The 24,163-nt window shown below is 50.3% G+C and carries 17 protein-coding genes and 8 pseudogenes; 14 read left to right on the forward strand and 11 right to left on the reverse strand.

Features of this window, described 5'->3' with window-relative positions; genetic code table 11:
* The first annotated feature begins 302 nt into the window (after positions 1-302).
* The 3 genes from AC3ISR_RS05920 to AC3ISR_RS05930 are packed head-to-tail and all read left to right on the forward strand — an operon-like array spanning position 303 to position 5,865.
* Positions 303-4,289, forward strand: a complete 3,987-nt coding sequence (locus tag AC3ISR_RS05920) for an RHS repeat domain-containing protein (RefSeq protein ID WP_489324609.1) — start codon at positions 303-305, stop codon at positions 4,287-4,289.
* A 32-nt stretch (positions 4,290-4,321) separates the two neighbouring features.
* Positions 4,322-5,185: an RHS repeat-associated core domain-containing protein gene (locus AC3ISR_RS05925; protein ID WP_489324610.1), complete on the forward strand. Its 864-nt coding sequence runs from the start codon at positions 4,322-4,324 to the stop codon at positions 5,183-5,185.
* The gene (locus AC3ISR_RS05930) at positions 5,182-5,865 is read left to right on the forward strand and encodes a hypothetical protein (RefSeq protein WP_489324611.1); all 684 of its coding nucleotides are present in this window, start codon (positions 5,182-5,184) and stop codon (positions 5,863-5,865) included. The genes AC3ISR_RS05925 and AC3ISR_RS05930 overlap by 4 nt, the downstream gene beginning before the upstream one ends.
* 245 nt (positions 5,866-6,110) lie before the next feature.
* On the opposite strand, the gene AC3ISR_RS05935 is transcribed toward AC3ISR_RS05930, so the two are convergent.
* On the reverse strand, positions 6,111-6,326 hold the full coding sequence (locus AC3ISR_RS05935) for a DUF6429 family protein (protein ID WP_489324612.1): 216 nt from the start codon (positions 6,324-6,326) through the stop codon (positions 6,111-6,113).
* A 253-nt stretch (positions 6,327-6,579) separates the two neighbouring features.
* Here AC3ISR_RS05935 and tnpB (AC3ISR_RS05940) point away from each other — a divergent pair.
* Together tnpB (AC3ISR_RS05940) and AC3ISR_RS05945 are read left to right on the forward strand one after the other, a co-directional pair.
* Positions 6,580-6,771: pseudogene (gene tnpB, locus AC3ISR_RS05940) on the forward strand (IS66 family insertion sequence element accessory protein TnpB); the annotation flags it as partial.
* A complete protein-coding gene (locus tag AC3ISR_RS05945) occupies positions 6,745-7,146 on the forward strand; it encodes a winged helix-turn-helix transcriptional regulator (protein ID WP_489324833.1) in 402 nt (133 codons plus the stop codon). The pseudogene tnpB (AC3ISR_RS05940) and the gene AC3ISR_RS05945, both read left to right, overlap by 27 nt.
* A gap of 380 nt (positions 7,147-7,526) precedes the next feature.
* Here the strand turns inward: AC3ISR_RS05945 and AC3ISR_RS05950 are convergent.
* The 5 genes and pseudogenes from AC3ISR_RS05950 to AC3ISR_RS05970 all read right to left on the reverse strand — a co-directional run.
* Positions 7,527-8,366: pseudogene (locus tag AC3ISR_RS05950) on the reverse strand (IS3 family transposase); the annotation flags it as partial.
* A 42-nt stretch (positions 8,367-8,408) separates the two neighbouring features.
* Positions 8,409-9,758: an IS110 family RNA-guided transposase gene (locus AC3ISR_RS05955; protein WP_489324613.1), complete on the reverse strand. Its 1,350-nt coding sequence runs from the start codon at positions 9,756-9,758 to the stop codon at positions 8,409-8,411.
* Between the two features lie 222 nt (positions 9,759-9,980).
* A pseudogene (locus tag AC3ISR_RS05960) lies at positions 9,981-10,202 on the reverse strand (transposase); the annotation flags it as partial.
* A 752-nt stretch (positions 10,203-10,954) separates the two neighbouring features.
* On the reverse strand, positions 10,955-11,617 hold the full coding sequence (locus AC3ISR_RS05965) for a hypothetical protein (protein ID WP_489324614.1): 663 nt from the start codon (positions 11,615-11,617) through the stop codon (positions 10,955-10,957).
* Positions 11,618-12,336: 719 nt separating this feature from the next.
* Positions 12,337-12,507 (reverse strand): annotated as a pseudogene (locus tag AC3ISR_RS05970) (transposase domain-containing protein); the annotation flags it as partial.
* A gap of 90 nt (positions 12,508-12,597) precedes the next feature.
* Here AC3ISR_RS05970 and tnpA (AC3ISR_RS05975) point away from each other — a divergent pair.
* From tnpA (AC3ISR_RS05975) to AC3ISR_RS05985, 3 genes are all read left to right on the forward strand, one after another.
* The gene (gene tnpA, locus AC3ISR_RS05975; protein WP_011600737.1) at positions 12,598-12,921 is read left to right on the forward strand and encodes an IS66-like element accessory protein TnpA; all 324 of its coding nucleotides are present in this window, start codon (positions 12,598-12,600) and stop codon (positions 12,919-12,921) included.
* The gene (gene tnpB, locus AC3ISR_RS05980) at positions 12,918-13,253 is read left to right on the forward strand and encodes an IS66 family insertion sequence element accessory protein TnpB (protein ID WP_011600736.1); all 336 of its coding nucleotides are present in this window, start codon (positions 12,918-12,920) and stop codon (positions 13,251-13,253) included. Before tnpA (AC3ISR_RS05975) ends, tnpB (AC3ISR_RS05980) begins: the two co-directional genes overlap by 4 nt.
* Before the next feature lie 61 nt (positions 13,254-13,314).
* Positions 13,315-14,841, forward strand: coding sequence for an IS66-like element ISPpu19 family transposase (locus tag AC3ISR_RS05985; RefSeq protein ID WP_489324834.1), 1,527 nt, complete (start codon positions 13,315-13,317; stop codon positions 14,839-14,841).
* A gap of 30 nt (positions 14,842-14,871) precedes the next feature.
* Here AC3ISR_RS05985 and AC3ISR_RS05990 read toward each other — a convergent pair.
* The 3 genes and pseudogenes from AC3ISR_RS05990 to tnpA (AC3ISR_RS06000) all read right to left on the reverse strand — a co-directional run.
* Positions 14,872-16,248 (reverse strand): annotated as a pseudogene (locus tag AC3ISR_RS05990) (IS66-like element ISPpu19 family transposase); the annotation flags it as partial.
* Positions 16,249-16,309: 61 nt separating this feature from the next.
* Positions 16,310-16,645 (reverse strand): IS66 family insertion sequence element accessory protein TnpB, encoded by a 336-nt coding sequence (tnpB, locus tag AC3ISR_RS05995; RefSeq protein WP_011600736.1) that lies wholly within the window; start codon positions 16,643-16,645, stop codon positions 16,310-16,312.
* Complete coding sequence (gene tnpA, locus AC3ISR_RS06000; protein WP_011600737.1) at positions 16,642-16,965, reverse strand: IS66-like element accessory protein TnpA; 324 nt, start codon at positions 16,963-16,965, stop codon at positions 16,642-16,644. Before tnpA (AC3ISR_RS06000) ends, tnpB (AC3ISR_RS05995) begins: the two co-directional genes overlap by 4 nt.
* Before the next feature lie 307 nt (positions 16,966-17,272).
* On the opposite strand from tnpA (AC3ISR_RS06000), the gene AC3ISR_RS06005 reads away from it, so the two are divergent.
* A complete protein-coding gene (locus tag AC3ISR_RS06005) occupies positions 17,273-17,602 on the forward strand; it encodes a hypothetical protein (RefSeq protein WP_489324615.1) in 330 nt (109 codons plus the stop codon).
* Positions 17,603-17,988: 386 nt separating this feature from the next.
* Positions 17,989-18,609, forward strand: a pseudogene (locus AC3ISR_RS06010) (tyrosine-type recombinase/integrase).
* 287 nt (positions 18,610-18,896) lie between these two features.
* Here the strand turns inward: AC3ISR_RS06010 and AC3ISR_RS06015 are convergent.
* On the reverse strand, positions 18,897-20,300 hold the full coding sequence (locus AC3ISR_RS06015; protein ID WP_489324616.1) for a hypothetical protein: 1,404 nt from the start codon (positions 20,298-20,300) through the stop codon (positions 18,897-18,899).
* Between the two features lie 1,844 nt (positions 20,301-22,144).
* Here AC3ISR_RS06015 and AC3ISR_RS06020 point away from each other — a divergent pair.
* The 4 genes and pseudogenes from AC3ISR_RS06020 (at position 22,145) to AC3ISR_RS06035 (ending at position 23,849) form a co-directional block, all read left to right on the forward strand.
* A complete protein-coding gene (locus tag AC3ISR_RS06020) occupies positions 22,145-22,414 on the forward strand; it encodes a helix-turn-helix domain-containing protein (RefSeq protein ID WP_065890145.1) in 270 nt (89 codons plus the stop codon).
* 225 nt (positions 22,415-22,639) lie between these two features.
* A pseudogene (locus AC3ISR_RS06025) lies at positions 22,640-23,012 on the forward strand (IS21 family transposase); the annotation flags it as partial.
* Positions 23,000-23,166 (forward strand): annotated as a pseudogene (locus AC3ISR_RS06030) (ATP-binding protein); the annotation flags it as partial. The pseudogenes AC3ISR_RS06025 and AC3ISR_RS06030, both read left to right, overlap by 13 nt.
* A 71-nt stretch (positions 23,167-23,237) precedes the next feature.
* Entirely contained in the window at positions 23,238-23,849 is a 612-nt protein-coding gene (locus AC3ISR_RS06035; protein ID WP_489324835.1) for a response regulator, read from the forward strand.
* A gap of 94 nt (positions 23,850-23,943) precedes the next feature.
* Here AC3ISR_RS06035 and AC3ISR_RS06040 read toward each other — a convergent pair whose 3' ends face one another.
* Positions 23,944-24,126: a PA3496 family putative envelope integrity protein gene (locus AC3ISR_RS06040; protein WP_192297304.1), complete on the reverse strand. Its 183-nt coding sequence runs from the start codon at positions 24,124-24,126 to the stop codon at positions 23,944-23,946.
* Between the last annotated feature and the right edge of the window lie 37 nt (positions 24,127-24,163).

Raw genomic sequence — 24,163 nt, forward strand, 5'->3', positions numbered from 1 at the left:
TTACAGAATTTCGCTGCGGTGAGTCGACATCAGCTTGATATTTCAACGACTTAGGTAAAAGGTAACAAAATATTTGGAAGAGGCATTTGCTGATGATATATTTAATGATAACCAATAGCGTTTATGTGTTTTGAATATTTTTCGGCTTTAAAAAGCTGAACCTAGCAGTAGAGTATGAATGAGCCCAGTGGTTATGTATTTTAATTTTTCTAGGAGTGGATTGCATATGGATTTCGACTGAATAAATTAAAAATGCTGGTATATCAATGCTTGAGTACTTGGATATGGACAAGGACGGTAAAATGGAAATTGGCTTGAAGTATGGAAAAGTTTTTTGCTTTGCTATTAGCGTGTTCGCTTCTGTCATTTCATTAAGTAGCTATGCTGAAAATTCTGGATTGCATCCTGAAGATCTGGGGCTTCAAAAAATTAAAAATGGAGGATCCATTCAACCTCTAGGTGAAAATCCATTTGGCGAAAATTACTACCCGAAAACTGGGCAACTAAGTTTTAGGCAGGTAGATGTATTACTGAAGGGGCGGGGATTAGATATTGAAATTGCGCGAGTTTTTGATGCTTCCGATAAATACGATAGTGGTAGCAATGTAAGAGACTCTTTCGCTGACTGGGAGCTTGACCTTCCGCGAATTACCACATTTGTCCCCAGTGATAGAAATGTGGTGGGAAAAGGGCCGGTTTATAATGATGTAGGGTCTCATGGGCGCTGGAGGACGGAAGGAAGTAACCCAGACGCTGTTTGTTCAAGTTTTGGTAAGCCTGTAGGTGCTTATGCAAGTCATTCTCCATATTATAAACTGAAACCGGAGGATTGGTGGGGGGGCGCCCAATTTAGGACGAATGGAGACAGTAAAGAACTTCTAAAAAGTTTAGAAAATAAGTCTGTTGATGGGAAAAAGGTCTCAATAGTTACAAAGGATGGTTGGAGTGTTACATGTCTAGCAAAAACTGCCAATGGTGAGCCGGGCGAAGCTTTCTTAGTTATCTCGCCGGAAGGAACAAAATATTGGCTGGATTGGCTTGATTTTCATGTTGCTCAACAAGTAATTATGCCTAATATCAATACTGATTATTATGTTGAGGCTGGGCCATGGATTCAAAGAGATCAAGCCTTATACTTGCCCACTAAAATGGAAGATAAGTTTGGGAATAGCCTCACATTTGCCTATGAATCGAAAAAGCTAAAATCTATTGAGGCCAGTGATGGTCGTCGCGTAAATGTAACTTGGGTTGCGGCAGATGCAGACGTTTTTGGTAAAGAAGCAAGAACACCTTTGATTCAAAAGATTAGCATCGCCAACCCAGGTGTTCCTGAAAAGACCTGGAACTACACATATAACATCGTAAGCAAGAATGTGCCTAAGGGGCAGGTTTATAAAAAGTATTTTTTGACATCTGTTCTCTTGCCTGACAGCAGGGCTTGGGAGCTGTCAATGCACCCGATCCAGAACATAAATTATTTGAGTACAACAAATGCGGGAGATAACCCTTGTCGTTCAGGCGAAAATGGAGGCTTTCCTGGAGGATTGACAGCTAGAATCAAACATCCTAGTGGTCTAGTAGCTACTTACAGTTACGGGAAGACTTGGTTTGTACGTAAAAATCAGCCACCACACTGTATTTTCACTGTGTCAGATTTAGTTGAGGTTACAGACTATAATCCTAATCCTTACTGGTTAGTAGCGCTGCAGTCTAAAAGCTATGTCGATGCAACTGTTGGGTCTAATTATACTACTACATATTCATATGTTGGGTCTGGGGGAATAAATATAAATACTAGCGAAGGTGCTGCAGCTCCGACTGTTTCTACCTCTGTTACGCACCCCAGCGGCGAAGTCGAGAGTTATACGTACAGCAATATTTGGGGAGAAACTGAAGGAGATTTGCAGAAATACGAAAAGCGATCGAGCGCTGCGGCTGCTCCATTGAAAACAGAAGTATATACCTATGCGCCATCTAATTTAGGACCGTATTCTCCTAAAAGAGGTGCGTTTCCTATGGCTTGGTCTGCAATTAATACGGCTCCTATGGAGATGACAAGGCCTACACAAATAAAGACGATCCAGCAGGAAGGCGTCACGTACACTTGGAAGGTTGATTCATACAACTCTTATGCTATGCCTGTAAGCACATCAAGATCAAACTCATTGCCTGGAACCGTTCCTCTTCGAGAGCGTGCTGATTATTATAATAATGAAAGTAAGTGGATTATAGGTCAGCCTGTATCTCGTACAAATATAGATACTGGTGAGGTGATCTTTAATAATGAAGTGAGTGCAGAAAATGGAGATTTATTGGCGCGTTACCAGTTTGGGTTGTTGAAAATGAAGTACTCGTGGACGCCTCAGGGGGAACTGGCGAGTTTTACGGATGGAAATAATCATTCTACACTCCTTTCGAACTATAAGTTGGGAGTTCCACAAAGAATAGATTATCCCGATGGCACATCTAAGACGGTTAGTGTTAATGGTTATGGTGAAGTGGTCTCTGCCACAGATCAAGCAGGCGCGGTGAGAAATTATACTTACAATGCGTCTGGCTGGCTTCTCTCTGAGTCGCAACCAATAGGCGACACTACGCAATGGAATAATACTAGCTACACTTACAGCTATGTAGGCGGCTCGCTAAAAACTACGAAGACAACTGGTGGGCTTGTAGAAGAGGTTCTTCATGATGGTTGGTTGCGTCCCGTGGCATCTTCCCGTGCTGGCAGTGGTATATCAATAACTAAATCAACTCAGTATGATTGGAAAGGTAATGTCATATTCTCTTCCTATCCAAGTTACGCAGCTATTGCTGACTATAAGTCGCTAAATGTAGGGGTGCGGTATTATTATGATGCTTTAAGTAGGAAGTATAAGGTTGAGCAGGATTCGGAACTTGGAAAATTATTCACTAGCACTGTGTTTAACTCTGGGTTGCAAACAGTAGTTACTGATCCCAGTGGTAATACGAAAATTTCGACTTTCCAAGCTTTAGATAAACCTGATTATAGTCTTCCTGTTGTAGTTCAGTGGAGTGGAATTAAACAGTCTATCAAGCGTGATATTTATGGCAATCCGGCTACGATCACTCAAGAGGGAACTTATGCAGGCGCAGCGCTAAGTTCAGTGAAAGAATATTACTACGATCAATATAAGAGGTTGTGCCGTTTTCGTGAACCGGAAACCGGGAGCACCGTTAGAGGGTATGACGCTGCGGGAAATGCGGTTTGGACTGCTTACGGTCAAGTGTTAACCGGCCCCGGATGTCAGTCTGAAGTTTTAGAAGGTCAGAAGATGGTTACCTCCTATGACTCAATGAATAGAACCCTCGGTACTGTCTATCCTGACGGAACGCCTGAAATAAAATTAACTTACGATTCAGTCGGAAATATTAAAAAGGCTTCTTCCGGTACTGTAAGTTGGATCTATAACAGAAATTATAGAGGTCTTTTGTTAGACGCAACTCTTAATGCTAATGGTTTTGATAGTAGGATTTCATACGCATATGACGGTAATGGTACCCTAGCCAGTATCACCTATCCAAATGGAAAATTTTTGCAGTATAGCCCCGATGCATTAGGGCGAGCGACTACAGTAGGTAATCTGGCAACTCAGATCTCGTATTTTCCAAACGGCGAACTCAAAGGTTTTACTTATGGGAACTCCATTCAATATCTTGCAAAGCAAAACGTAAGGCAGGTTACAAATGGACTTGCATATACGGGGCCTTCAGGAATAAGTTTCGATCAACAGTTAACTTATGATCCAAATGCAAATCTTGTGAAATTAGTGGATAGTGCTGCAGGTAGTACTCGTTCTAAGAGTATGAGTTATGATGCTTTGAATCGTTTGGCAGCAGCCTCTGCACCTGGAATGTGGGGGGATGAAACTTATGAGTATGACTCGCTTAATAATTTGCGAAAGGTTACTCGAAATGGTTCAGTTAAAACATTCAACTACAGTTCAGGTAATTTGCTAAATTCCATAGTGACAGATGGGCAACCTATACATACGTTTGAATACGATTCGCGCGGTAATATGATATCGAAATCAGGTAATACGCTGCCGTTCAATATGGCTAATCAATTGCAGCGGTATATGGGGTTAGAAGCTTACTCCTATGATGCATTTGGTAACCGAGTTTTGAAAAACGATTTACTGGCAGGTGGCAATACAATGTATGGATACTCTCAAGGTAAATTGCTATTTGAATTCATAACCGAAACGGGAAAATTTACAAACTACTATTTTCTAAATGAGAAATTAATTGCCAAGGAAGTAGATTGAATTAATTTCATTGTTTAGGTGGAGGTTAGTTTATGTATTTTGTAAAAAAAGTAGTTGTCCTGTTTTTGCTTCTTGCACAAATTGCTAGTGTTGCACAGGCGGGGACTGTTACCTATTACCATACGGATTTATTGGGAAGTCCTGTTCTTGAAAGCAATTCTGCTGGAGTAATTAAAAAGAAGGTTGAGTACCGACCGTATGGTCAAAATGAACTAGATAAATCTGGTAGTGGGCCTGGATTTACTGGTCATGTGAATGATGCGGGGTCTGGGCTTACCTATATGCAATCCAGATATTATGATCCTCAGATTGGAAGGTTTTTGAGCGTGGATCCGGTTTTGCCTAAAGTCGGAGATTCTTTTAGTTTCAACCGGTTTGCTTATGCGAACAATAATCCATATAAATATAATGATCCATCTGGAGAGATGCCATTTTTGGTTGCCGCTTATCCAGCGATTACAGCATTATTTGCAGCTCTAACTGCTACATACGTTGTGCAGAAAGTTTTCTCAAGTTCTCAATCGGCTAGTGGGTTGGGGAGCGCTTCCAATAAAAATAATGATTATGTAGGTGGTGTTAGCCGTGGTGCGCTGATTATCGGGGCAGTCCATATCGATGCAGTTCAATCAGAATCTTCCAATGAGCAAGGTGAAGACTCTGGAGGTGAAACAGATTCTGACGTTATTCCCGAAGCGCCCGTCGGAAGTACGTCTGTCCCATCCGACAAGTGGTGGAAGGATCAGGGTATCGATGCGCATGTCGAGAAGTCGGGTATGGGCGACTCTAAACGAAATTTGGCAATCGATAAAAAACTTAACGTCTGGACAGTGGACCGTAGAGGATCGGGTAACCCTGAGTACGTGGGCAAGCTCAAAGACATGAAGGGTGGTGAATGATGGAAAGTATATATTGGGAACAAGATATTTCAGGTCTTAACGCAACCTATAAACCCGTAAGTAGAAAATATATATCGCCACCTGCTGCGCAGCACTTGGTCAAACGACTAATGGTCGATGTGTCCACTCTGAGTGCAGAATTTGGGAGTTACGGTCTAATTGTATTTACTCGATTGATGGGGGTTTCTGTATTTGATGATAAAGGCGGAGAGTTTTATGGTTTGTATAGCTCCAATGCTTTGGGCGATGAAGAGGCTGGAGCGCCTATTTATTGTCTAAGGAAGTCTGCTTGGAACAAAAAATTCAAAGATCTGGATGCTGTTCTCTCTGGATTGAAAGGCTCATCTGTTTTTTTCGGTTTGGATCACTTGAATGCTGAGGTACGTGATTCTATTATAGAGATAGACGGTCCGATTGGTCAGAAGCTAAATATCTCTTATCTGAGTGATAATGAGTCTAGAGTTTCAGGGAAGACAGTTAGCTATTTTGCACTTGATCACTTGGTTGTAATGCAGGGAGAGTATCAACTTGAATTCGCATTCATCCCTTATGTGGAAAAAAACTTTCATCTTTTTTCTTCTGTTTTTTCTGAGATTTCAACGGTGGGTGGGATAATTCCCGATTCGGGTAGTTTTCGGGTTTCATATACTTCCGATATCTTTGACTTTATGAGGCGTTAGTCCAGATTTGGGCCAATCATTTATTTGATTGGCCCTTTATCTTCTCAATCACTTTTTGTAGTTACTGGTAAGTTTTTTGTGATTTCATCATTTGCCACTTAAAGATGTTCCGAGTTTTGGGGAAGACCAATTAATCCCGTGGAAGGTTAACCCTCGCGCCGACGCGCAAATTTTTTTGGTGTGTGAGAGTGGCGTATGGTATGCGATCCATAAACCTCACCATACTGTATGGCCGTGGTATGAAATTAGGTATCCGAGTCGGATATATGCTCCACTTGAGTTCTTACCCCAAAAATCGGTCGACCGCGCTCTAGCCCTTCAGGCGTCAACCAAATCGATTTGTTCTTGTTCACCGGATTGTTGATGAAATCATATTCATACAATCGGCTCATGGTCTCGAAGTCGAACCTTTTCCAAGCATTGCGGTTATCAAAATGGAAGGTTACCAATAGTACACGCATGGCTTATTCAATCAGTTTATCGTCTTATTCCATAATCGTTGCTCCGTTCGTTCTATAGCCTCACAGTAAACCCTACGGCCATCAAGATGGATAGCGCGTTTAATTATGCGATACCGGCGAGCAGTTCCAGGGCAGTAAATCTTAGTAATCCTCAACCGAAGAAGCGTAAGCGCTCCATAAACCCCACATTCAAAGCACTGAGCTGATCCCAGATGCTGTGCTCCCGATTACCTCAGGAGCAAGCATCGCTATTATGCGACCCGATGCCAAAGTTGAAAATGTATATCTGTACCCCAAGCCGGCCAACTTACGAAAGTCCATCGACGGCTTAGCTGCGCTAGTCGAGCTCGGTATTAAAGTCGCAGTATTTGACTCCGTACTTTTCGTTGTCCTCAACAAGTCCCGCAACCGAGTGAAGATTTTATATTGGGAGCGCAACGGATTCTGCCTTTGGCTCAGCGCAGAAGATGATGGTCTGAAGCGAGAAGTTCTCACCCATGCTGGTAATCGCTGGTCCCTGGGAATCGTTCACACACTAGGTGTGGCGGGACGGCTACGGCATGCGGAGATAGCCAGGCGCATGAGGGGCGTGACGCAGCGGATGTTGACCCGTAGCTTGCGCCGGTTGGAAAGAGACGGCTTGGTAACACGCCAGGATTACAACGAGGTGCCGCCACGTGTCGACTACGAATTATCCGAGCTGGGGCGGGGCCTGCTAGCACGGATGATTCCATTGTGGATGTGGGTGGCAGAGAATGCTGAAGGTTTTCGCGATGTTCGTATTCTATACGACTCTGACATCTCGAGTGATACGAAGTGACCGCTTCTGGCCGATTGTGTTGAAAAAATCTGTTTTCCCAAAACACTCGAATATTGATGGATGAAAACACCTCTGTTTCCCGCAGCTACGTGAAATCCGAGTACTGAACCTTCTGCCAAAAATTCAGATTTCAATCCCAGGCGCGTACTTTGCTGGCGTGGAGTTCGAAGCCGACTGTTTCAACAGAATCGGCCGAAAGCAGGTCCTCGTGACCGGCATCTTTAGATCTATTGCTGTCGTCGGAGCATCGTCAACCAAACGTTGGCTGTGGAGGGATTGCGTCCGGTTGGGTGAGGTCAGCGAGTAACCACGCAACCGCGCTGGCGGGGATTAGGAGCCGCAGTGAACTGGTCAAGTAATCTTGGACACCGATTAAGGTTTCACGCCGCCAACTTCTCCCTGGCGACTGGTGACCGATAGTCGTTGTAGCTATGCGGCCTGGTGATGTTGTAGCGCGATACATAGCGCTGCACATCCGCTCGGGCCTCATGTTCCGATCCGTAGCCTGCTTCTGGCACCCACTCTGATTTCAAACTTCCAAAGAAACGCTCCATCGGTGCGTTGTCCCAGCATTCGCCTTTACGGCTCATGCTTTGCCGGAGTCCATGTTCCAGCAGTTCATTTCTGAATTTATGGCTGGTGTACTGGCAACCTTGGTCGGAGTGAAACAGTACGTCTTTTGGGCGACCGCGCAGTTCAATCGCCATCCGCAGGGCTTCGCAGGTCAGCGTGGCATCGGAGATCATCGAAAACGACCAGCCCACGATCCGGCGAGCGAACAAGTCCAGAACCGCCGCGAAATACAGCCAACGCTTGCCGACTTTGATGTACGTCACGTCTCCACACCACACCTGATTGACCGCCGTAACATCAAACTTGCGTTTGAGCACATGCGGTGCCACCAAAGCTTCCACGCCGGGTGACTTGTACTTATGGCGCCGGCGTTGACGGCTGACAATGCCTGCTTCTCGCATCAAGCTGCGAGCCATGAACCGCCCGACATCATGCCCGCCGGCTTGCAGCTGCTTAGCCAAGGTCCGAGCACCCGCAGACTCTCTCGACGCCCTGTGGTGCTTGACCAGCATGGCCTTGAGCTTCTCACGCTTAGGGCTCACTTTGCCTTGGCGCTGACGCCATGCGTAAAAGCTACTGCGGTTTATTCCGAACACACGACAGCAATCGTTAACGCCGTACTGCTCGCCCAGCTCACAGATCAACGAGAGTGATCTTTGGCGTCCAAAAGCAGGAGAGCACTGGCCTTCCTAAGAAACACCCTCCACTGGTTGCAGCGTAAAACCAAACTCAGCCGCGCGTCGGTGTAGGCCTTTGACGACTCGCTCGCGATATTTTTGCTCATAGTGATCGGCTCCTGGGTCTTGATAACTCATACCGAAACGCATGGCGTTATAGAACAGGATCGCGATCTTTCGGGCGGTAGCTGTGACGGCCTTGGCTTTGCCGATTCGAGCCGCGAGACGCCGATAAAACGCACCCAATGCCGTGTTCGTTCTGCCGACGGTCACAGCGGCTAAGCGCAGATGGGCGGTCACTCGATTTTTGGTCTTGCGGGTATGGGCCGAAAGAACTTTTCCGCCACTGATGCGACAGCCGGGCGCAAGAGTGAGCCAGGAAGTGAAATGGTGGCAAGTTCGCCATCGACTTAGATCCGTGCCGCACTCGGCGACCAGCCGAAGAGCCAGGTAGGGGCCGATGCCGTGGATCTGGGTCAAATCAACACCGACCAGTTGATAGAGCAAGGTACGTACATCGAAATTGAGCGCGTTGGGTTGCCGAGTGTTATGCCGTGGTTTTGGTAGCGGCTCAGCGGGCAGTGTCTTTTCCTGCGAGAGCTTAATCAGCGTTTGTGCAATCTGCTGGTCGCAAACCAGTAGCTGCGCCTGATAAGCGTCATATATGGACAGCGCCTGCGTCAAAGCGAAAACGTGCTCGAGCTGATAGTTGCCGACCAGCGATGCCTCAATCACATCAACACTCGCCTTGCAGCGCTTGTCACTCAGCGCCGCTAACGAGGAGGGGCTGCGCTCGCCTGCGACGATGGCGCGAATTATCCGCATCCCCGACAAGCCGGTGATATCGGCCACGACGTGATGCAATTGCAGGTTCATGTGCGTGAGAGCTTTTTGCATGTGCTGAATATGCGCCGCGGCATAATCGAGATGACGCTCCCGCAGCCGCAAATAGCTGCGCAAAGCCGAAATCTCACGATCTGGGTGAAAGCTGGCCCGAAGCAGCCCACATGCATGGAGTCGTTGAATCCACTGTGCATCATTCACATCGGTTTTGCGTCCTGGCACCGCACGGGCATCACGCGCATTGGCGAGTACGACCTGAAGGCCGTGCGCTTCCAGTATTTCGTAAACCGGAATCCAGTAAACGCCTGTTGATTCCATGGCGACCGTCGTTATCCCAAGACTTACCAGCCAGTTGGCCATGCGCTCGAGATCGGCAGTGAAGGCCTGGAAAGTTTGAACGGATTCTTTGGCCAGGTCTGCAGGAACGGCCACCACATGAAAGCGTGAGCCAATATCAATGCCGGCTGCGTAATCATGAATAACCGGTAACCCACGCTGCTTCAGATCATGCTTTTTCATGAGCATCTCCAGTCAAGTTGAACTGGACGGGGACTCGGATCAAATCACCTTCCTAAACGGGGTCACGGAACGTGCCACCACTAACGGGTCCGCAGCTTCCCCTGGGTCAAGTTTTTTGACGGGGACTAAGCCTCCAAAAAGCCAGCGACCACTGTCCAGTAAGATCAGTGTAGAACGCAGTGTTTCTAATCCAATGGGGCGCGGAACGCCGGGGAGGCGGTTTTTTAAGATGTCTCGCTCCTCCGTCACCCGCTTTAGCTCAGCACTCTGATCGTCCTCCTGAACCCGCTGCTCCTGGGGCTTGGTGTAGCGCTTAATCCAGGCATAGAGGCTGTGCACGGACACGCCCAATCGCGCAGCTACCTCTGAAACAGGAAGCTGTTTTTCGGTCACTTGGTTGACCGCCTGGATTTTGAATTCTTCGGGATAACGCTGGTTGCTCATGGCACCTCCTAATGGGCCTCATTTTAAGGCTTGGAGGTGTCTACGAAACTAGGGGCGATTCAGCCGCCTATTCAATGACTCTTCTCTCAGTACATCGGATTGCCGGCCTCGTGGCACGGGACAAATACTGCCTAATGCCTCGACCAATTTCGCCAAGGGATGCTTTCGATTCAACTCGCTCATTGGTGTGAAATTCCTCGTGCATCAATTCCCACTGAATGAGGTGGCGCTAGCTGAGATTCGGAGCTCTTAGTTTGGCCTAGCCCTGTTTGATGTGGCCAGCGTATTCCCCAATTGCTTCCAGTGCTCCACAAATAATGTCGCCTAGCTCTGGCGAAGCCCTCTGTTCCAGCCACAACGTTACCTCCATTATCGCCGCGTCCAACGCGAGCTGATTGTCATAGATCTGTTCTAGTACATCGGGTACTGAGTAATCACCTGACATGGATCGATTCCTTTCGAGAAAATCCGCGGATAGCAGCGGCACTAGTGGGACAGTTTAGGGAAAAATTAGGGCAGATCCAGGGCCGCTATAGACCGCAAGGCTCCATGAGCAAAGTACTAAAGTACCGTATTTTCAGGCCATAAGTGGAATGCAGGCATGAAAAAATGGATTCGGATCTCTATCTATCTATTCAGAAAAGTTCTGATAGTGATCTAAGAGCCCAATCTCAAAAAAAATCAATTTGTGCTGAGTTTCTTAAAGTGATTAATATGGGGTTCGGAGTAATATTGAATGAAAAAGCCGAGCATTAAAACTTCCACCACGGATCCGATTTATGTTCACTCTTATATAAGCATGTGTTTTTTGCAGGTGTAGGGGGGGCTGTATTATTAGCAGTGAGGAGAGAGGTGCACTCTATTCTCGCTGATGAAATTTCGTCGTTGTTCCAACATGTGTTTATTGACGAACCTGAGTTATAGCACTCATTCATGACCAATTTGTTAGTGGCGTTTTTACCGAGACCAGCTTTGCCGGCCTCAGACTCTATAATCGTACGGCACCGACATGCGGAATCAAGCTTCTCAATTTCGCAGGTGAGCTTCACTCGGCAGGACTCAATCTTTGAATTCTTCGCCTGAACTTGAAGCCGTCCTTCTTTTTTTGTGGTTTCGAACTTATCTATGCAGCCTAGATAAGACTTGTAAATTAGAACTTTGTCGCTACTGTTTATCGTGGGTTCTGAGAAAATAGCCGTCTTAACTTTCTCGGAAAAACTTAATTCTGTCTCAAATTCTTTGCTAGGAACTTTTATTTTTCCTGTCAGTTTTGCGGAAAGTCCATTTTCCCCTCCCGCCGCGCATAAGATCAATGATGACATATCTTCTTGGCTTAGAGGTCGTCCAGGAACTGCACAGGCAGCTAAAATCAAAAGCAATCCAGAAAGTATCATGCTAGTAAAAAATAGCTTCATGTCATAACTGCCTATAACCATGGGGTAATATGATTTTTAACAATGACTCTAGCTTGTATTTTTCATCGTGCAAGTGGAAAGCTTTAACTGTGTTCTGTTCCGAACATCGGCTGACTGGGTTATCAAGTACTGAGAGGTTACTGGTAAGCATTTTATGCATTTATGCAACTTTTTGCGGGCGAGCCTCACAGACACCAACCATGGGGCTATCATTCAAAATCCCCAACATACCCCTACACAATTGGGATGTGAGCAAATAAGCTGCCGTGAGTGTCGGCCTTAGACCGATTCTGTTGAAAAAGTCGGATGTGGTTTTCACGGCAGGAAAAGTACGCGCATGAGATTGAAATCTTGAATCGCCGTAAAGGCATTCAGACTCAGATTTCACTTAGCAGTGCGTAAAAGAGGCGCTTTCACCGATTAATCTTTTGGCAGTTTGAGAAAACCGACTGTTTCAACAGAATCGACCCTAAGCTACCTTTCGTGAAGGACACAATTGGCCGTTTTCTGCCTGTCGAGACCGGCTGAAAACGGCCCAGGCTGTGTAAAAACGCAGACGCCGTGTCGAAATCCTCGCTTCTACGTTAAATCTGCAAACGATCGGTTAGTCAGCAGACCTAGATTTTGCGTAGGAGTGTGATTTTTGCACCGATTTTGATTTCTGTATTTGCGCTAAATTTTTTTCAAATGTATGCGTCCGGGCATCACGTCTTGCGTGATTAAACCGGCTTCCACTTATGCGGAAGCAACTGCTCAATTTCACTCGCCCGCTGCGTCGGCAGGCGCGTGAGAACATCCTTTAGATAGGCGTACGGATCATGGCCATTCAGCCGTGCTGACTGGATCAAACTCATGATCGCCGCAGCCCGTTTTCCGCGTATGCGTCCGGCCAAGTCATCTACCCGGCCCCGCAAAGCCAGGACATGGTGTGCACTTAAATTCAAGTGGACACCAGTTCTAGCCTTTTAAGCGGGTATTTCATGCAGCCGACACGCCGTTCGTATTCCAAATCCTTCAAGGCCCGGGTCATTCAAGAGTGTGTCCAACCCGGCGCTTCGATTGCCAGCGTTGCCCTTAGCCATAGCCTCAACGCGAACCTCGTCCACAAATGGATTCGGGTGCAAGCGCAGAAAAGCACGGCGCTCCAACCTGCATTCATCCCATTGCCTATACACGAAACAGCCCACGGATCCTCAGCGAATATCAGCATTGAGATTCTGCACCCGCGCGGCACCGTCAAAGTGAACTGGCCAACCGATAATGCTGCTGCCTGTGCCGCATTCCTTCGAGACCTTTTGCGATGATCCGCATCGACGCCATCTGGCTTGCCACCGAGCCCATGGACATGCGCGCCGGAACTGAAACGGCGCTGGCCAGAGTGATCGCGGTGTTCGGCGCGGCGAAGCCGCACTGCGCCTATCTGTTTACCAATCGCCGTGCGACTCGGGTCAAAGTGCTGGTACACGATGGGATTGGCGTCTGGCTGGCGGCACGTCGCTTGAACCAAGGTAAATTCCATTGGCCAGGTGTTCGGCAAGGCAGTGAATTGCAGTTGGATACAGAGCAACTTCAGGCCCTGTTGCTTGGCCTGCCTTGGCAACGGGTTGGCGCTGGCGGTGCAATCACGGTGCTTTAGAAACTGTAATTAGCATCTTGGTTTGCTGTCGCAGACGGTCTGCTTTGGTAAAATCCAAGGCATGACTTCCTCGCCTAATCTCGATCAAATGACTCCCGACCAACTGCGTGCATTCGCTGCGCAATTGCTGTCGCAAGTCGAGACCATGGGCAAGAAGATCAACCGCGATCAAACGCTGATCGAGAAGCTGACCCACGAGATCGCACAGCTCAAGCGTTTGAAGTTTGCCAAGCGCAGCGAGCAGATGAGTCCTGATCAGGCCAGCCTGCTTGATGACCTGATCGATACTGATATCGCGGCGATTGAGGCCGAGCTTCAGGCGTTGCAAATAGCACCAGCAGCGACCGAGGAAAAGCAAAAGCCCAAGCGCACGGCATTGCCGGCAGAGTTCCCACGCACGTTGATCCATCACGAGCCGGACAACACTCACTGCCCATGCGGCTGCGCACTGAAGCGCATCGGTGAAGATGTCAGTGAAAAGCTGGACTACACGCCGGGTGTGTTTACCGTTGAGCGCCATGTTCGTGGCAAGTGGGTTTGCGATGACTGCGAAACGCTGATCCAGGCGCCGGTGCCGGCGCAGGTCATCGACAAGGGCATCCCGACGGCCGGGTTACTTGCTCACGTCATGATTGCGAAGTTCGCTGACCATCTTCCGCTTTACCGTCAGGAATCGATTTTTGGTCGTGCCGGCTTGGTGATTCCACGCTCCACGTTGGCTCAGTGGGTTGGCATGACAGGCGTGCAGTTGCAGCCCCTGGTCGATGCCTTGCGGGACGTAGTGATCGGGCAACAGGTCATGCACGCGGATGAAACACCCGTGCAAATGCTTGCTCCAGGCTCGAAAAAAACTCACCGATCTTATGTTTGGGCGTACGCCACCAGCCAGTTCTGCGAGACAGCCGCTGTCGTCTACGACTTCAGCCCCAGCCGCGCCGGCGAGCATGCTCGTAACTTCCTGCAAGGCTGGAAAGGCAAGTTGGTTTGCGATGATTTTGGCGGTTACAAGGCCAGCTTCGAACTCGGCGTGACCGAGATCGGCTGCATGGCCCATGCCCGGCGCAAGTTCTTCGAGTTGCACGCAACCAACAAGAGCCAGATCGCCGAGCAGGCCCTGCGCTACATCCAGCTGTTGTACGAAGTCGAGAGCGAAGTGCGCGACCTGGAGCCGAATTTACGGCGCCGAATACGGCAAGAAAAAGCCGTACCGGTGATGGATAGGTTGCATGCCTGGATGATCGCGCAGCGTGATGTTGTGCCCGAAGGGTCGGCTATCAGCAGAGCACTCGATTACAGCCTCAAACGCTGGGCAGCGCTGTCGCGCTACCTCGATGACGGGGTGGTTCCCATTGATAATAATTGGGCGGAGAACCAGATCCGGCCATGGGCTCTTGGACGCAAGAACTGGCTCTTCGCCGGGTCACTACGCAGCGGAAAACGGGCTGCGGCGATCATGAGTTTGATCCAGTCAGCACGGCTGAATGGCCATGATCCGTACGCCTATCTAAAGGATGTTCTCACGCGCCTGCCGACGCAGCGGGCGAGTGAAATTGAGCAGTTGCTTCCGCATAAGTGGAAGCCGGTTTAATCACGCAAGACGTGATGCCCGGACGCATACTTTTCCGCTGCGTAGTGACCCGGCGAAGAGCCAGTTCTTGCGTCCAAGAGCCCATGGCCGGATCTGGTTCTCCGCCCAATTATTATCAATGGGAACCACCCCGTCATCGAGGTAGCGCGACAGCGCTGCCCAGCGTTTGAGGCTGTAATCGAGTGCTCTGCTGATAGCCGACCCTTCGGGCACAACATCACGCTGCGCGATCATCCAGGCATGCAACCTATCCATCACCGGTACGGCTTTTTCTTGCCGTATTCGGCGCCGTAAATTCGGCTCCAGGTCGCGCACTTCGCTCTCGACTTCGTACAACAGCTGGATGTAGCGCAGGGCCTGCTCGGCGATCTGGCTCTTGTTGGTTGCGTGCAACTCGAAGAACTTGCGCCGGGCATGGGCCATGCAGCCGATCTCGGTCACGCCGAGTTCGAAGCTGGCCTTGTAACCGCCAAAATCATCGCAAACCAACTTGCCTTTCCAGCCTTGCAGGAAGTTACGAGCATGCTCGCCGGCGCGGCTGGGGCTGAAGTCGTAGACGACAGCGGCTGTCTCGCAGAACTGGCTGGTGGCGTACGCCCAAACATAAGATCGGTGAGTTTTTTTCGAGCCTGGAGCAAGCATTTGCACGGGTGTTTCATCCGCGTGCATGACCTGTTGCCCGATCACTACGTCCCGCAAGGCATCGACCAGGGGCTGCAACTGCACGCCTGTCATGCCAACCCACTGAGCCAACGTGGAGCGTGGAATCACCAAGCCGGCACGACCAAAAATCGATTCCTGACGGTAAAGCGGAAGATGGTCAGCGAACTTCGCAATCATGACGTGAGCAAGTAACCCGGCCGTCGGGATGCCCTTGTCGATGACCTGCGCCGGCACCGGCGCCTGGATCAGCGTTTCGCAGTCATCGCAAACCCACTTGCCACGAACATGGCGCTCAACGGTAAACACACCCGGCGTGTAGTCCAGCTTTTCACTGACATCTTCACCGATGCGCTTCAGTGCGCAGCCGCATGGGCAGTGAGTGTTGTCCGGCTCGTGATGGATCAACGTGCGTGGGAACTCTGCCGGCAATGCCGTGCGCTTGGGCTTTTGCTTTTCCTCGGTCGCTGCTGGTGCTATTTGCAACGCCTGAAGCTCGGCCTCAATCGCCGCGATATCAGTATCGATCAGGTCATCAAGCAGGCTGGCCTGATCAGGACTCATCTGCTCGCTGCGCTTGGCAAACTTCAAACGCTTGAGCTGTGCGATCTCGTGGGTCAGCTTCTCGATCAGCGTTTGATCGCGGTTGATCTTCTTGCCCATGGTCTCGACTTGCGACAGCAATTGCGCAGCGAATGCACGCAGTTGGTCGGGAGTCATTTGATCGAGATTAGGCGAGGAAGTCATGCCTTGGATTTTACCAAAGCAGACCGTCTGCGACAGCAAACCAAGATGCTAATTACAGTTTCTAAAGCACCGTGATTGCACCGCCAGCGCCAACCCGTTGCCAAGGCAGGCCAAGCAACAGGGCCTGAAGTTGCTCTGTATCCAACTGCAATTCACTGCCTTGCCGAACACCTGGCCAATGGAATTTACCTTGGTTCAAGCGACGTGCCGCCAGCCAGACGCCAATCCCATCGTGTACCAGCACTTTGACCCGAGTCGCACGGCGATTGGTAAACAGATAGGCGCAGTGCGGCTTCGCCGCGCCGAACACCGCGATCACTCTGGCCAGCGCCGTTTCAGTTCCGGCGCGCATGTCCATGGGCTCGGTGGCAAGCCAGATGGCGTCGATGCGGATCATCGCAAAAGGTCTCGAAGGAATGCGGCACAGGCAGCAGCATTATCGGTTGGCCAGTTCACTTTGACGGTGCCGCGCGGGTGCAGAATCTCAATGCTGATATTCGCTGAGGATCCGTGGGCTGTTTCGTGTATAGGCAATGGGATGAATGCAGGTTGGAGCGCCGTGCTTTTCTGCGCTTGCACCCGAATCCATTTGTGGACGAGGTTCGCGTTGAGGCTATGGCTAAGGGCAACGCTGGCAATCGAAGCGCCGGGTTGGACACACTCTTGAATGACCCGGGCCTTGAAGGATTTGGAATACGAACGGCGTGTCGGCTGCATGAAATACCCGCTTAAAAGGCTAGAACTGGTGTCCACTTGAATTTAAGTGCACACCATGTCCTGGCTTTGCGGGGCCGGGTAGATGACTTGGCCGGACGCATACAGTGATTCTGCTGAATCAACCTGTCATCTGTCGCTCGTTCGCTGGACATGATCATTTGAGATGTGGGGAGTAGCGACCCGAATGAGGAGCTTTATTCCTCTCGGGAGGGTAGTGCGAATTACACATTCCGGTGCTGGATACTGCTTCGCCAAAACTAGCTGTTAGAATTGCGCTGGTTTAGTGATCAGGCTCGTGAGCACCAGCATGAACAAAGAATTGACCCTAGAAGAGATGCGCGAAGCGTTGTTCGGCGACGCTGAAATATCTGCGCCGGTGACCACCGCTCCGGTGGAAGAGATCCAGCCGAACGTCACTGCCGCGCCCCTATCAAAAGTGGCGAAAAAGGAGGTCTCCAAAGCCTTTACCCCCAGGCTTCTGGTTACTCTCCGTGTGAGCAATGAGTTCGAAGGTAGGACGCTGGAGATCGTCCATGAAGCCGATACTCTAAGCACGCTGCTGGCAGGGCAGGAAGCTACCAAAGCAGCCAGAAAGAAATTCCGGTATGTAGAAGTGGTATCGGTCAAATCTATGTAAATCATGTTTATCAGCAGGCGCCAAGCTAGTCTGTTGCCGGCCAATTCTAGCCCTAGGGTTTCGTATCAGCGTCACGAATTGGCTTTAGCACTATCTTTCCGTCGACCCGCGCGATGGTCAATAAATCACCGAGACCGACGTTCATTTCTACAAGGACATCCGGAGGCAGATCAATGATCACATCCTCGCTGCCATCGCCTGGATCCTGACATATCACAGTCCTTTGCACAGAATCACTCATTGGAAACTCACTCCACTCTCGGCAGATGAACTAGGTCCATATCCTACGCCCGTACATGGGAGGCAGTCAGCTGTCGGCCTAATAACGACAACGGTACTGCACGGCTGATCCACCCTAATCCTCCACCAACGTGGAGGACACCACCATGAATACCATTGCTAAGTATCGGCATCAACCATGGAATAAGGGAAAGCTTGTCGGACAGAAGCACCGATCCGAGTCAGGGATATCTGGGCGATCCGAGTGAGGCTTCAGCTTGCTGAGAAGACGAGGGATTTGGCGCTGTTCAATTTGGCTATCGACAGCAAGCTGCGTGCCTGTGACTTAACCAAGCTGCGAGTACGAGACATAGCTCATGGGAGCACGTGTCGTCACGGGCTATCGTGATGCAGCAGAAAACCCGTCATCCCGTGCAATTTGAAATTACCGAACCAACTCGAACGGTTCTGGAGGCTTGGATGCATCAGGCGTGCCTTCGCAGTGAGGACTTCCTGTTTCCGAGCCGATTGCACGGTTCAGACCATTTATCCACCAGGCAATATGATGGGATAGTCAAAGCATGGGTAACCACTATTGGCCTTTGACCCAACCATGTACGGTGCTCACACGCTGAGGCGAACCAAGGCAACGCTGATTTATCGTAGGACGAAAAATCTGAGAGCTATCCAGCTCTTGCTTGGTCTTACGAAGCTCGAAAGCACCTTTAGACACCTGGGAATAGAAGTCGATGATGCTTTGGAAAATGGCAGAACAGACGGAGGTTTGACCGCCACTGCGACGGTTGATACTAGACCGTCGCTATCGGCCAGAAGCGTCCACCTAGCCTAAGAGTCGCCGCCGCCGCCGCCGCCCCGCAGCGCGCAAGGGGACGGGCGTTCGATGACGCCGGTTTTTTGCGGGCCGTTGACCCGCTTCTGCGAGCCTCGGCGGGCACCTTGGGTTGATCGTGTTACCGATCAGCGAGCGTCGAGCTACGCCCGCTAAAGCGAATGGGGCCACACTCAGTGCGCTGTTAACGAATCGTTGCGCGAACCTGGTCGGTCCAGTTGCAGATTACCGTACAGGGCACGTCTCGATTCTGGAGGAGCAGGTTGCACAGTGCTTTTCAAAGCTGCGAGGCCAGCCCGGGAGTGCGACCGTCCCACTATCTTGTAGTCCCGGCTGAGGGAGCCTGGCTTGTGTCTCGTGCTGAGTTATCCATTGTTTCGCGGTGTAAGCTGCTTTCGCCGCCGCGGTTGGATGTCCATATCTAGCGCCATGAGATATGGCGAGTCTCGAGTGCTTGCCATAGAGCGCAGGTGGAATAAGCCCCGGGTGTTTCAGGTTTCCACCGTGATGGCTAGCGATGAGGTTGAAGAACTTTAGTGATTGCGGAAGGTTGAAAAAAACGGACGAAAACTCCGCGTCGGCGGGGCACAATGTGTAGCCGCGCCACTCTTCGTGCAGCAGCGCTGAGAAAGCTATCCCCGTGTTGTTGTTATTCGATTTGACGCCGGGAGCCGGTACGCACTTTACCAGCCAATCACCCCGTGACGATTGAACGGTATTGAGCAATGTGGGCCAGACCATCAGATTGCCCTGACGATACAAAATTATCGCTAAGCGCCACGAGGTCGGGGAAATTCGTTGACCGGAACTGAACCGCCCTTGATTAGGCACCAGCCATTTTCGGTCATTTACTGCACGTGAATCCCAGCGGATCCTCAAACCTCGTGATCCATATAAGGGTTGGCCTAGTGCTGCGCCAGCCCAGTGGTCCAGATCCCAATGCGAAAGGACCACTGGAGCGCCGGGTTCAATTGTTGAGGAGGCCAAAGGGTCGAGGGGAGGCGTGGGTAAGGTGTTATAGTTCCACCCGGTCGGCACACCGAAGTCGAAGAACATGCGAACCTTTGGCGCTGAAGTGGGACACTCATGTGTATCGACCAAGGCATTCCAATTAGCTTGCCCAACGTCATAGACCGTTATCATCGGGCTCCTGATGTCAGCGACCGCGAGATCCAGCAGCTGTTTAATCTGCGCCTTTGTGGCCCGCGGAGCGCCTTGTAATCGGGAAAAACGATTCAATTTATTCTGTGTACGACGGTTGGTGAGCATCTCTACGCCTGTTACACGAACCCTCTCAGGTACCTCATTAGCTAGTGCTCGCAACGGTTGCAGGAGCCCATTGCTACCTGCGCCATTGTCGAGTACAAACTTTACCTCGTACCAACCCGTCTCTGTATTGCCATCTGAATGCAAACTGCTGATCTTTTTAAACAAAGGTGACCCTGGATCAAGTGCGACAATCCATGTTTTCGGTATCCATTCAGCTCTATTCGAGAAAAGCGTCTTGGCCGCTCCCTTGAATGACTGCACATCAACGCCATCAAGAATTATTGGTGACTGAGGACCTGACTCCCAGCGATCCTCATCCATGCAGGCGTATATGGTTTTCTCTTTAAGTCCCTTTGCCATAAAAATGTCCAAAACTTTATACGTCGCTTCCGGTGGGGCAGCCGCAGCTGCGAACCCTTGATACCACTCTTTTAAGCCTCATTCAGTAATGCATGAAAATCGTAGATTGCCAAATTCATTCGAAGGCTTTCCCCGCACTGAAATCTAGGCAAGAGTCGAGTGGATGGAAAGCTCCCCACGCCAGCATCCAGCCCACCAGTAAGCTGATCGATAGCGAGCCTTCAGAGCCCCTACTGACAACCGCCCAGCACCTGTTGGTACGCGAGAGTAGTGGTGCCTCGCATCGCTCTTCCGATAATGACCTTGATCTGGCCGGAGCTAACGCACCAATGGTCCGTGATGGTTGGTTTGAACGGGGGTACTAGATTTTGCGCAGAGAGCAAAATGTCTCGCGCTCGCTGGAGCTTAACCTGTTGCCGCTGATTGAAAACTGACCCACTGTGTCAGTTTTCGGTCAGCGGCAACAGTCATTATGGATTGACTACTTTTCATCTGCATCTAGGCGTGAACCACAGGGTGGTTACAGGGATCTTCGAATCGCATCCCGCTTCTGATGAAAGTCAAATGGCCCCGTGCCAAGTAACAGCGTCCTGCCCCGTCGAACGTATGCAATTGACGGCTGAGAATCGAGCGTAGAACGGGATTTGCCGTTTCTGGCCCCCACTTTTTCGGCTTCGGTCGATTCCGTACTTCCTTGGGGCATTGGCCCTTGGGTTTTCTTTGCGTATCCATCGCAACCTTGAAGACACTGACCCCCTTTTTGTTGGTCGGGGTTTCCGGTGAAACTTCGTCAGTGCTTGCGAAACACGCGCAGGTGACGTGAATCCCCAGCAAGCGGTGTTCGCGATAGGAGGCTAGGCACACTTGTACGGTTTCTCTGAATTAGAGCTGTGCGAGCCGCCAGCCAAACGTCCGGTCGGCTCAAAATCGCTGCCAAATACTAAAGCCGCATCAAGAAATCTTTGGGCTCTTTTATCTGATCTCTTAGCCAGTGTGCGACTGACTTCGAGACCGAACTGAGCCTGCAATGACCACCTATTGCTTTTCACCTTACGTTTTCCTTTCATCATGACCTCTGACAGGAGCCCCTGGCACGCTGCTACCGCTCTCAACGCGACATTCAATGGAAAAGTGGGTAGCCCTTCAAAGAGCAGGTGTCGACGACCGGTGTGGATGCGACCCTAAAATATTGCTATAGCATATATAATCTAACGTTTTACACAATGGGCCCTCTCTGGGCACGACATCGGAGCGCTGAGTGATATTCCTTTTCGACCCAAAGCATAAAGAGGTAAGAACGTGGACCCATTGCGAAATAGAGGGGCTATGCTTCATTGCTACGATTACGTCAATTCAAACCGGTCAACAGAACCGCGCAGCAATGGTTGAGTGTGCGTATGAGCTACGGCACTACCTTTTAACAGCCCAAGACGTAGTGGTCAGGCACGTACACATGATGTGCCCACCCTCCATAAGCGGGCGCAGCGCCTGGGCTTTAGAAGAGCTTGAAAGCATTGTTGCTTTCACTGGCGTGGACAACGACCAGAGTGCCGTTCTATATCGGACATCGATAGCCAGCTACAAGCTCGGGGAGCTAGATCTTCGAAGGAAGAAGTATTCCCGAGTTCTGTTTTCCGCTCGCCATCTCAAACAACGCTCTCCGGTAGTTTCCGATGCTCCGCGTGACGAACGATACCCTCAGATGTTCGCGCCTCTATGGACACGTTGAGAACGATCCGAGCGAAAAAACAAAAAACACATAGAAGAAAAAATTCATATATCGCTATAGCGTATAGCTCTTTAGTCCGCAGCAAGGCCTTATCGTGCCTTTTGCGGGACAGCAAATGGATCTCAAAGAGGCTTTCGGATTCACCGTCAAATCTATTCGTCGTGCCAAAGGGCTCCCTCAAAATGCAGTTGGCATAAATCAGGGATACATCAGTGAACTCGAAAGCGGACAGAAAACCCCGACTCTGCCCAAAATGGCTGCTATTGCTAGGAGTTTAGGGATTCATCCCCTGACGCTTCTTGCTGCGGTCTACACCAACATGGAGCAGGAGGATTCAAAGCAGCTTTTAGCCAGAGTAAATAACGAACTCGATAGTTTGAGTTAGCATTTAATGAGAGAAAATTCCACGTGTTCATCCTTGCATACGTACCTGCTTGATTAGTGGATCAGATGAGATGCTGTGGTCGCGGCAGATACGCCTACGTGAAGACACTGGTCAACAAGGTTAGTCCGTTTGAAGACGGCGGCTTTAAATATCGAATTTCACCTAAGCCTCCAGCGTCGATTGGCGCGGCAAGTCGCAAACTTGGAGAGTGTTTTCGGCTGCGGTGACCTGACCGAGCACAACGGCTTTGCCGTGTTACCCGCGCGATCGCGTAAACCCAAGGACAAAGCCAAGGTCGATGTTGGTGTGCAGGTGACCGAGCGCTGGATCCTCGCGGCCCTGCGCAACCGCCACTTGTTCTCGCTGGGCGAACTTAATACGGCCATCGGCGTGCTGCTCGGACGACTTAACCACAGGCCCTTCAAAAAACTGCCCAGCTCACGCCGCTCAGCCTTCGAAACCATCGACCAATCAGCACTTCCACCGCTGCCAGTACATCCGTACGTCTATGCCGGACAAGGTACGGATGCACATTGACAACCACGTCGAAGTCGACGGTCAGTACCAACTGGTGAAGCTCCAACTCGCAGCCCGCTTGGCTTGGACAAATCCCTGAGCTTGCAACTGGGCAGCGGCCGGTGGCTGCGCGAAGGGCTGAGCCTGATTATCGGCGGCCAGACCGGCTTGGGTAACTGGCTCGCTTGCGCGCTGGCCCACAGGCCTGCCGGGAAGGCTACAGCGTGCGTTACCTTTACATAGTTCTATTTAATAAAAAATATTTAACAATCAGTAGGATAATCCTAAAAATAGCGTTTCATTACGAATAGTAGATTCCGTCATTCGTCTTGCTGTGCGTATGCTAATGGAGCGTCATGGTTATGAGGTCGTTGCCGAGACCGATAACGGTGTCGATGCGTTGCAACTTGCACGGGAACATATGCCGGACATTGTCATACTGGATATTGGAATTCCCAAGCTCGATGGGTTGGAAGTTATTTGCCGGCTTTCTTCGGTCAAACAGCCTGCGCCGTTCAAGGTGTTGGTACTGACGTCACAGGCTCCGGGGCATTTCTCCATGCGATGCATGCAGGCGGGGGCGGCAGGGTATGTGTGCAAGCAACAGGACCTGACCGAGTTGCTGAGCGCTATCAAGGCGGTGCTTTCCGGCTACAGCTATTTCCCGAACCAGGCGCTGAATTCGGTGCGCTCTACCATGGGCAATGCCAGCGAGGCCGACATGGTTGAACGCCTTTCGGGCCGGGAGATGATGGTGTTGCAGCAGTTGGCCCGTGGTAAAACCAACAAGGAGATCGCCGATGGCATGTTCCTCAGTAACAAGACCGTCAGCACCTACAAGACGCGCTTGTTGCTCAAGCTCAATGCCCGCTCCCTGGTGGACCTGATTGAACTGGCCCAGCGCAATGGGTTGGTATAGGTGGGAAGGGGTCCATCAAAACGCTGATAGGTAACCAGAGTACTCGTTGGGAAAAAGCCTCCGTCAGGGAGGCTTCTGGTCGTCAATGGCCAGGTCAGAGGTCGAAGTCGTAATCGGCCAGTTGTTTTTGCAAGCGTCGCTCTTCCAGAAGATTGTCGATAGTGCGACGTTTGCTCAGATTGGTCTTGGCCACCTCCGCAACGGGGGCTTCGCCATCGTCATCCGGCTCTGCAACGAGGTCGTCTTCTACATCCAATTGTTCTTTGCCAGTGCTCATAAGGTTCACTCCGGGCTAAGACTGCCGTTGGCGCTCC

The sequence above is a fragment of the Pseudomonas sp. GL_117 genome, from assembly GCF_057835125.1.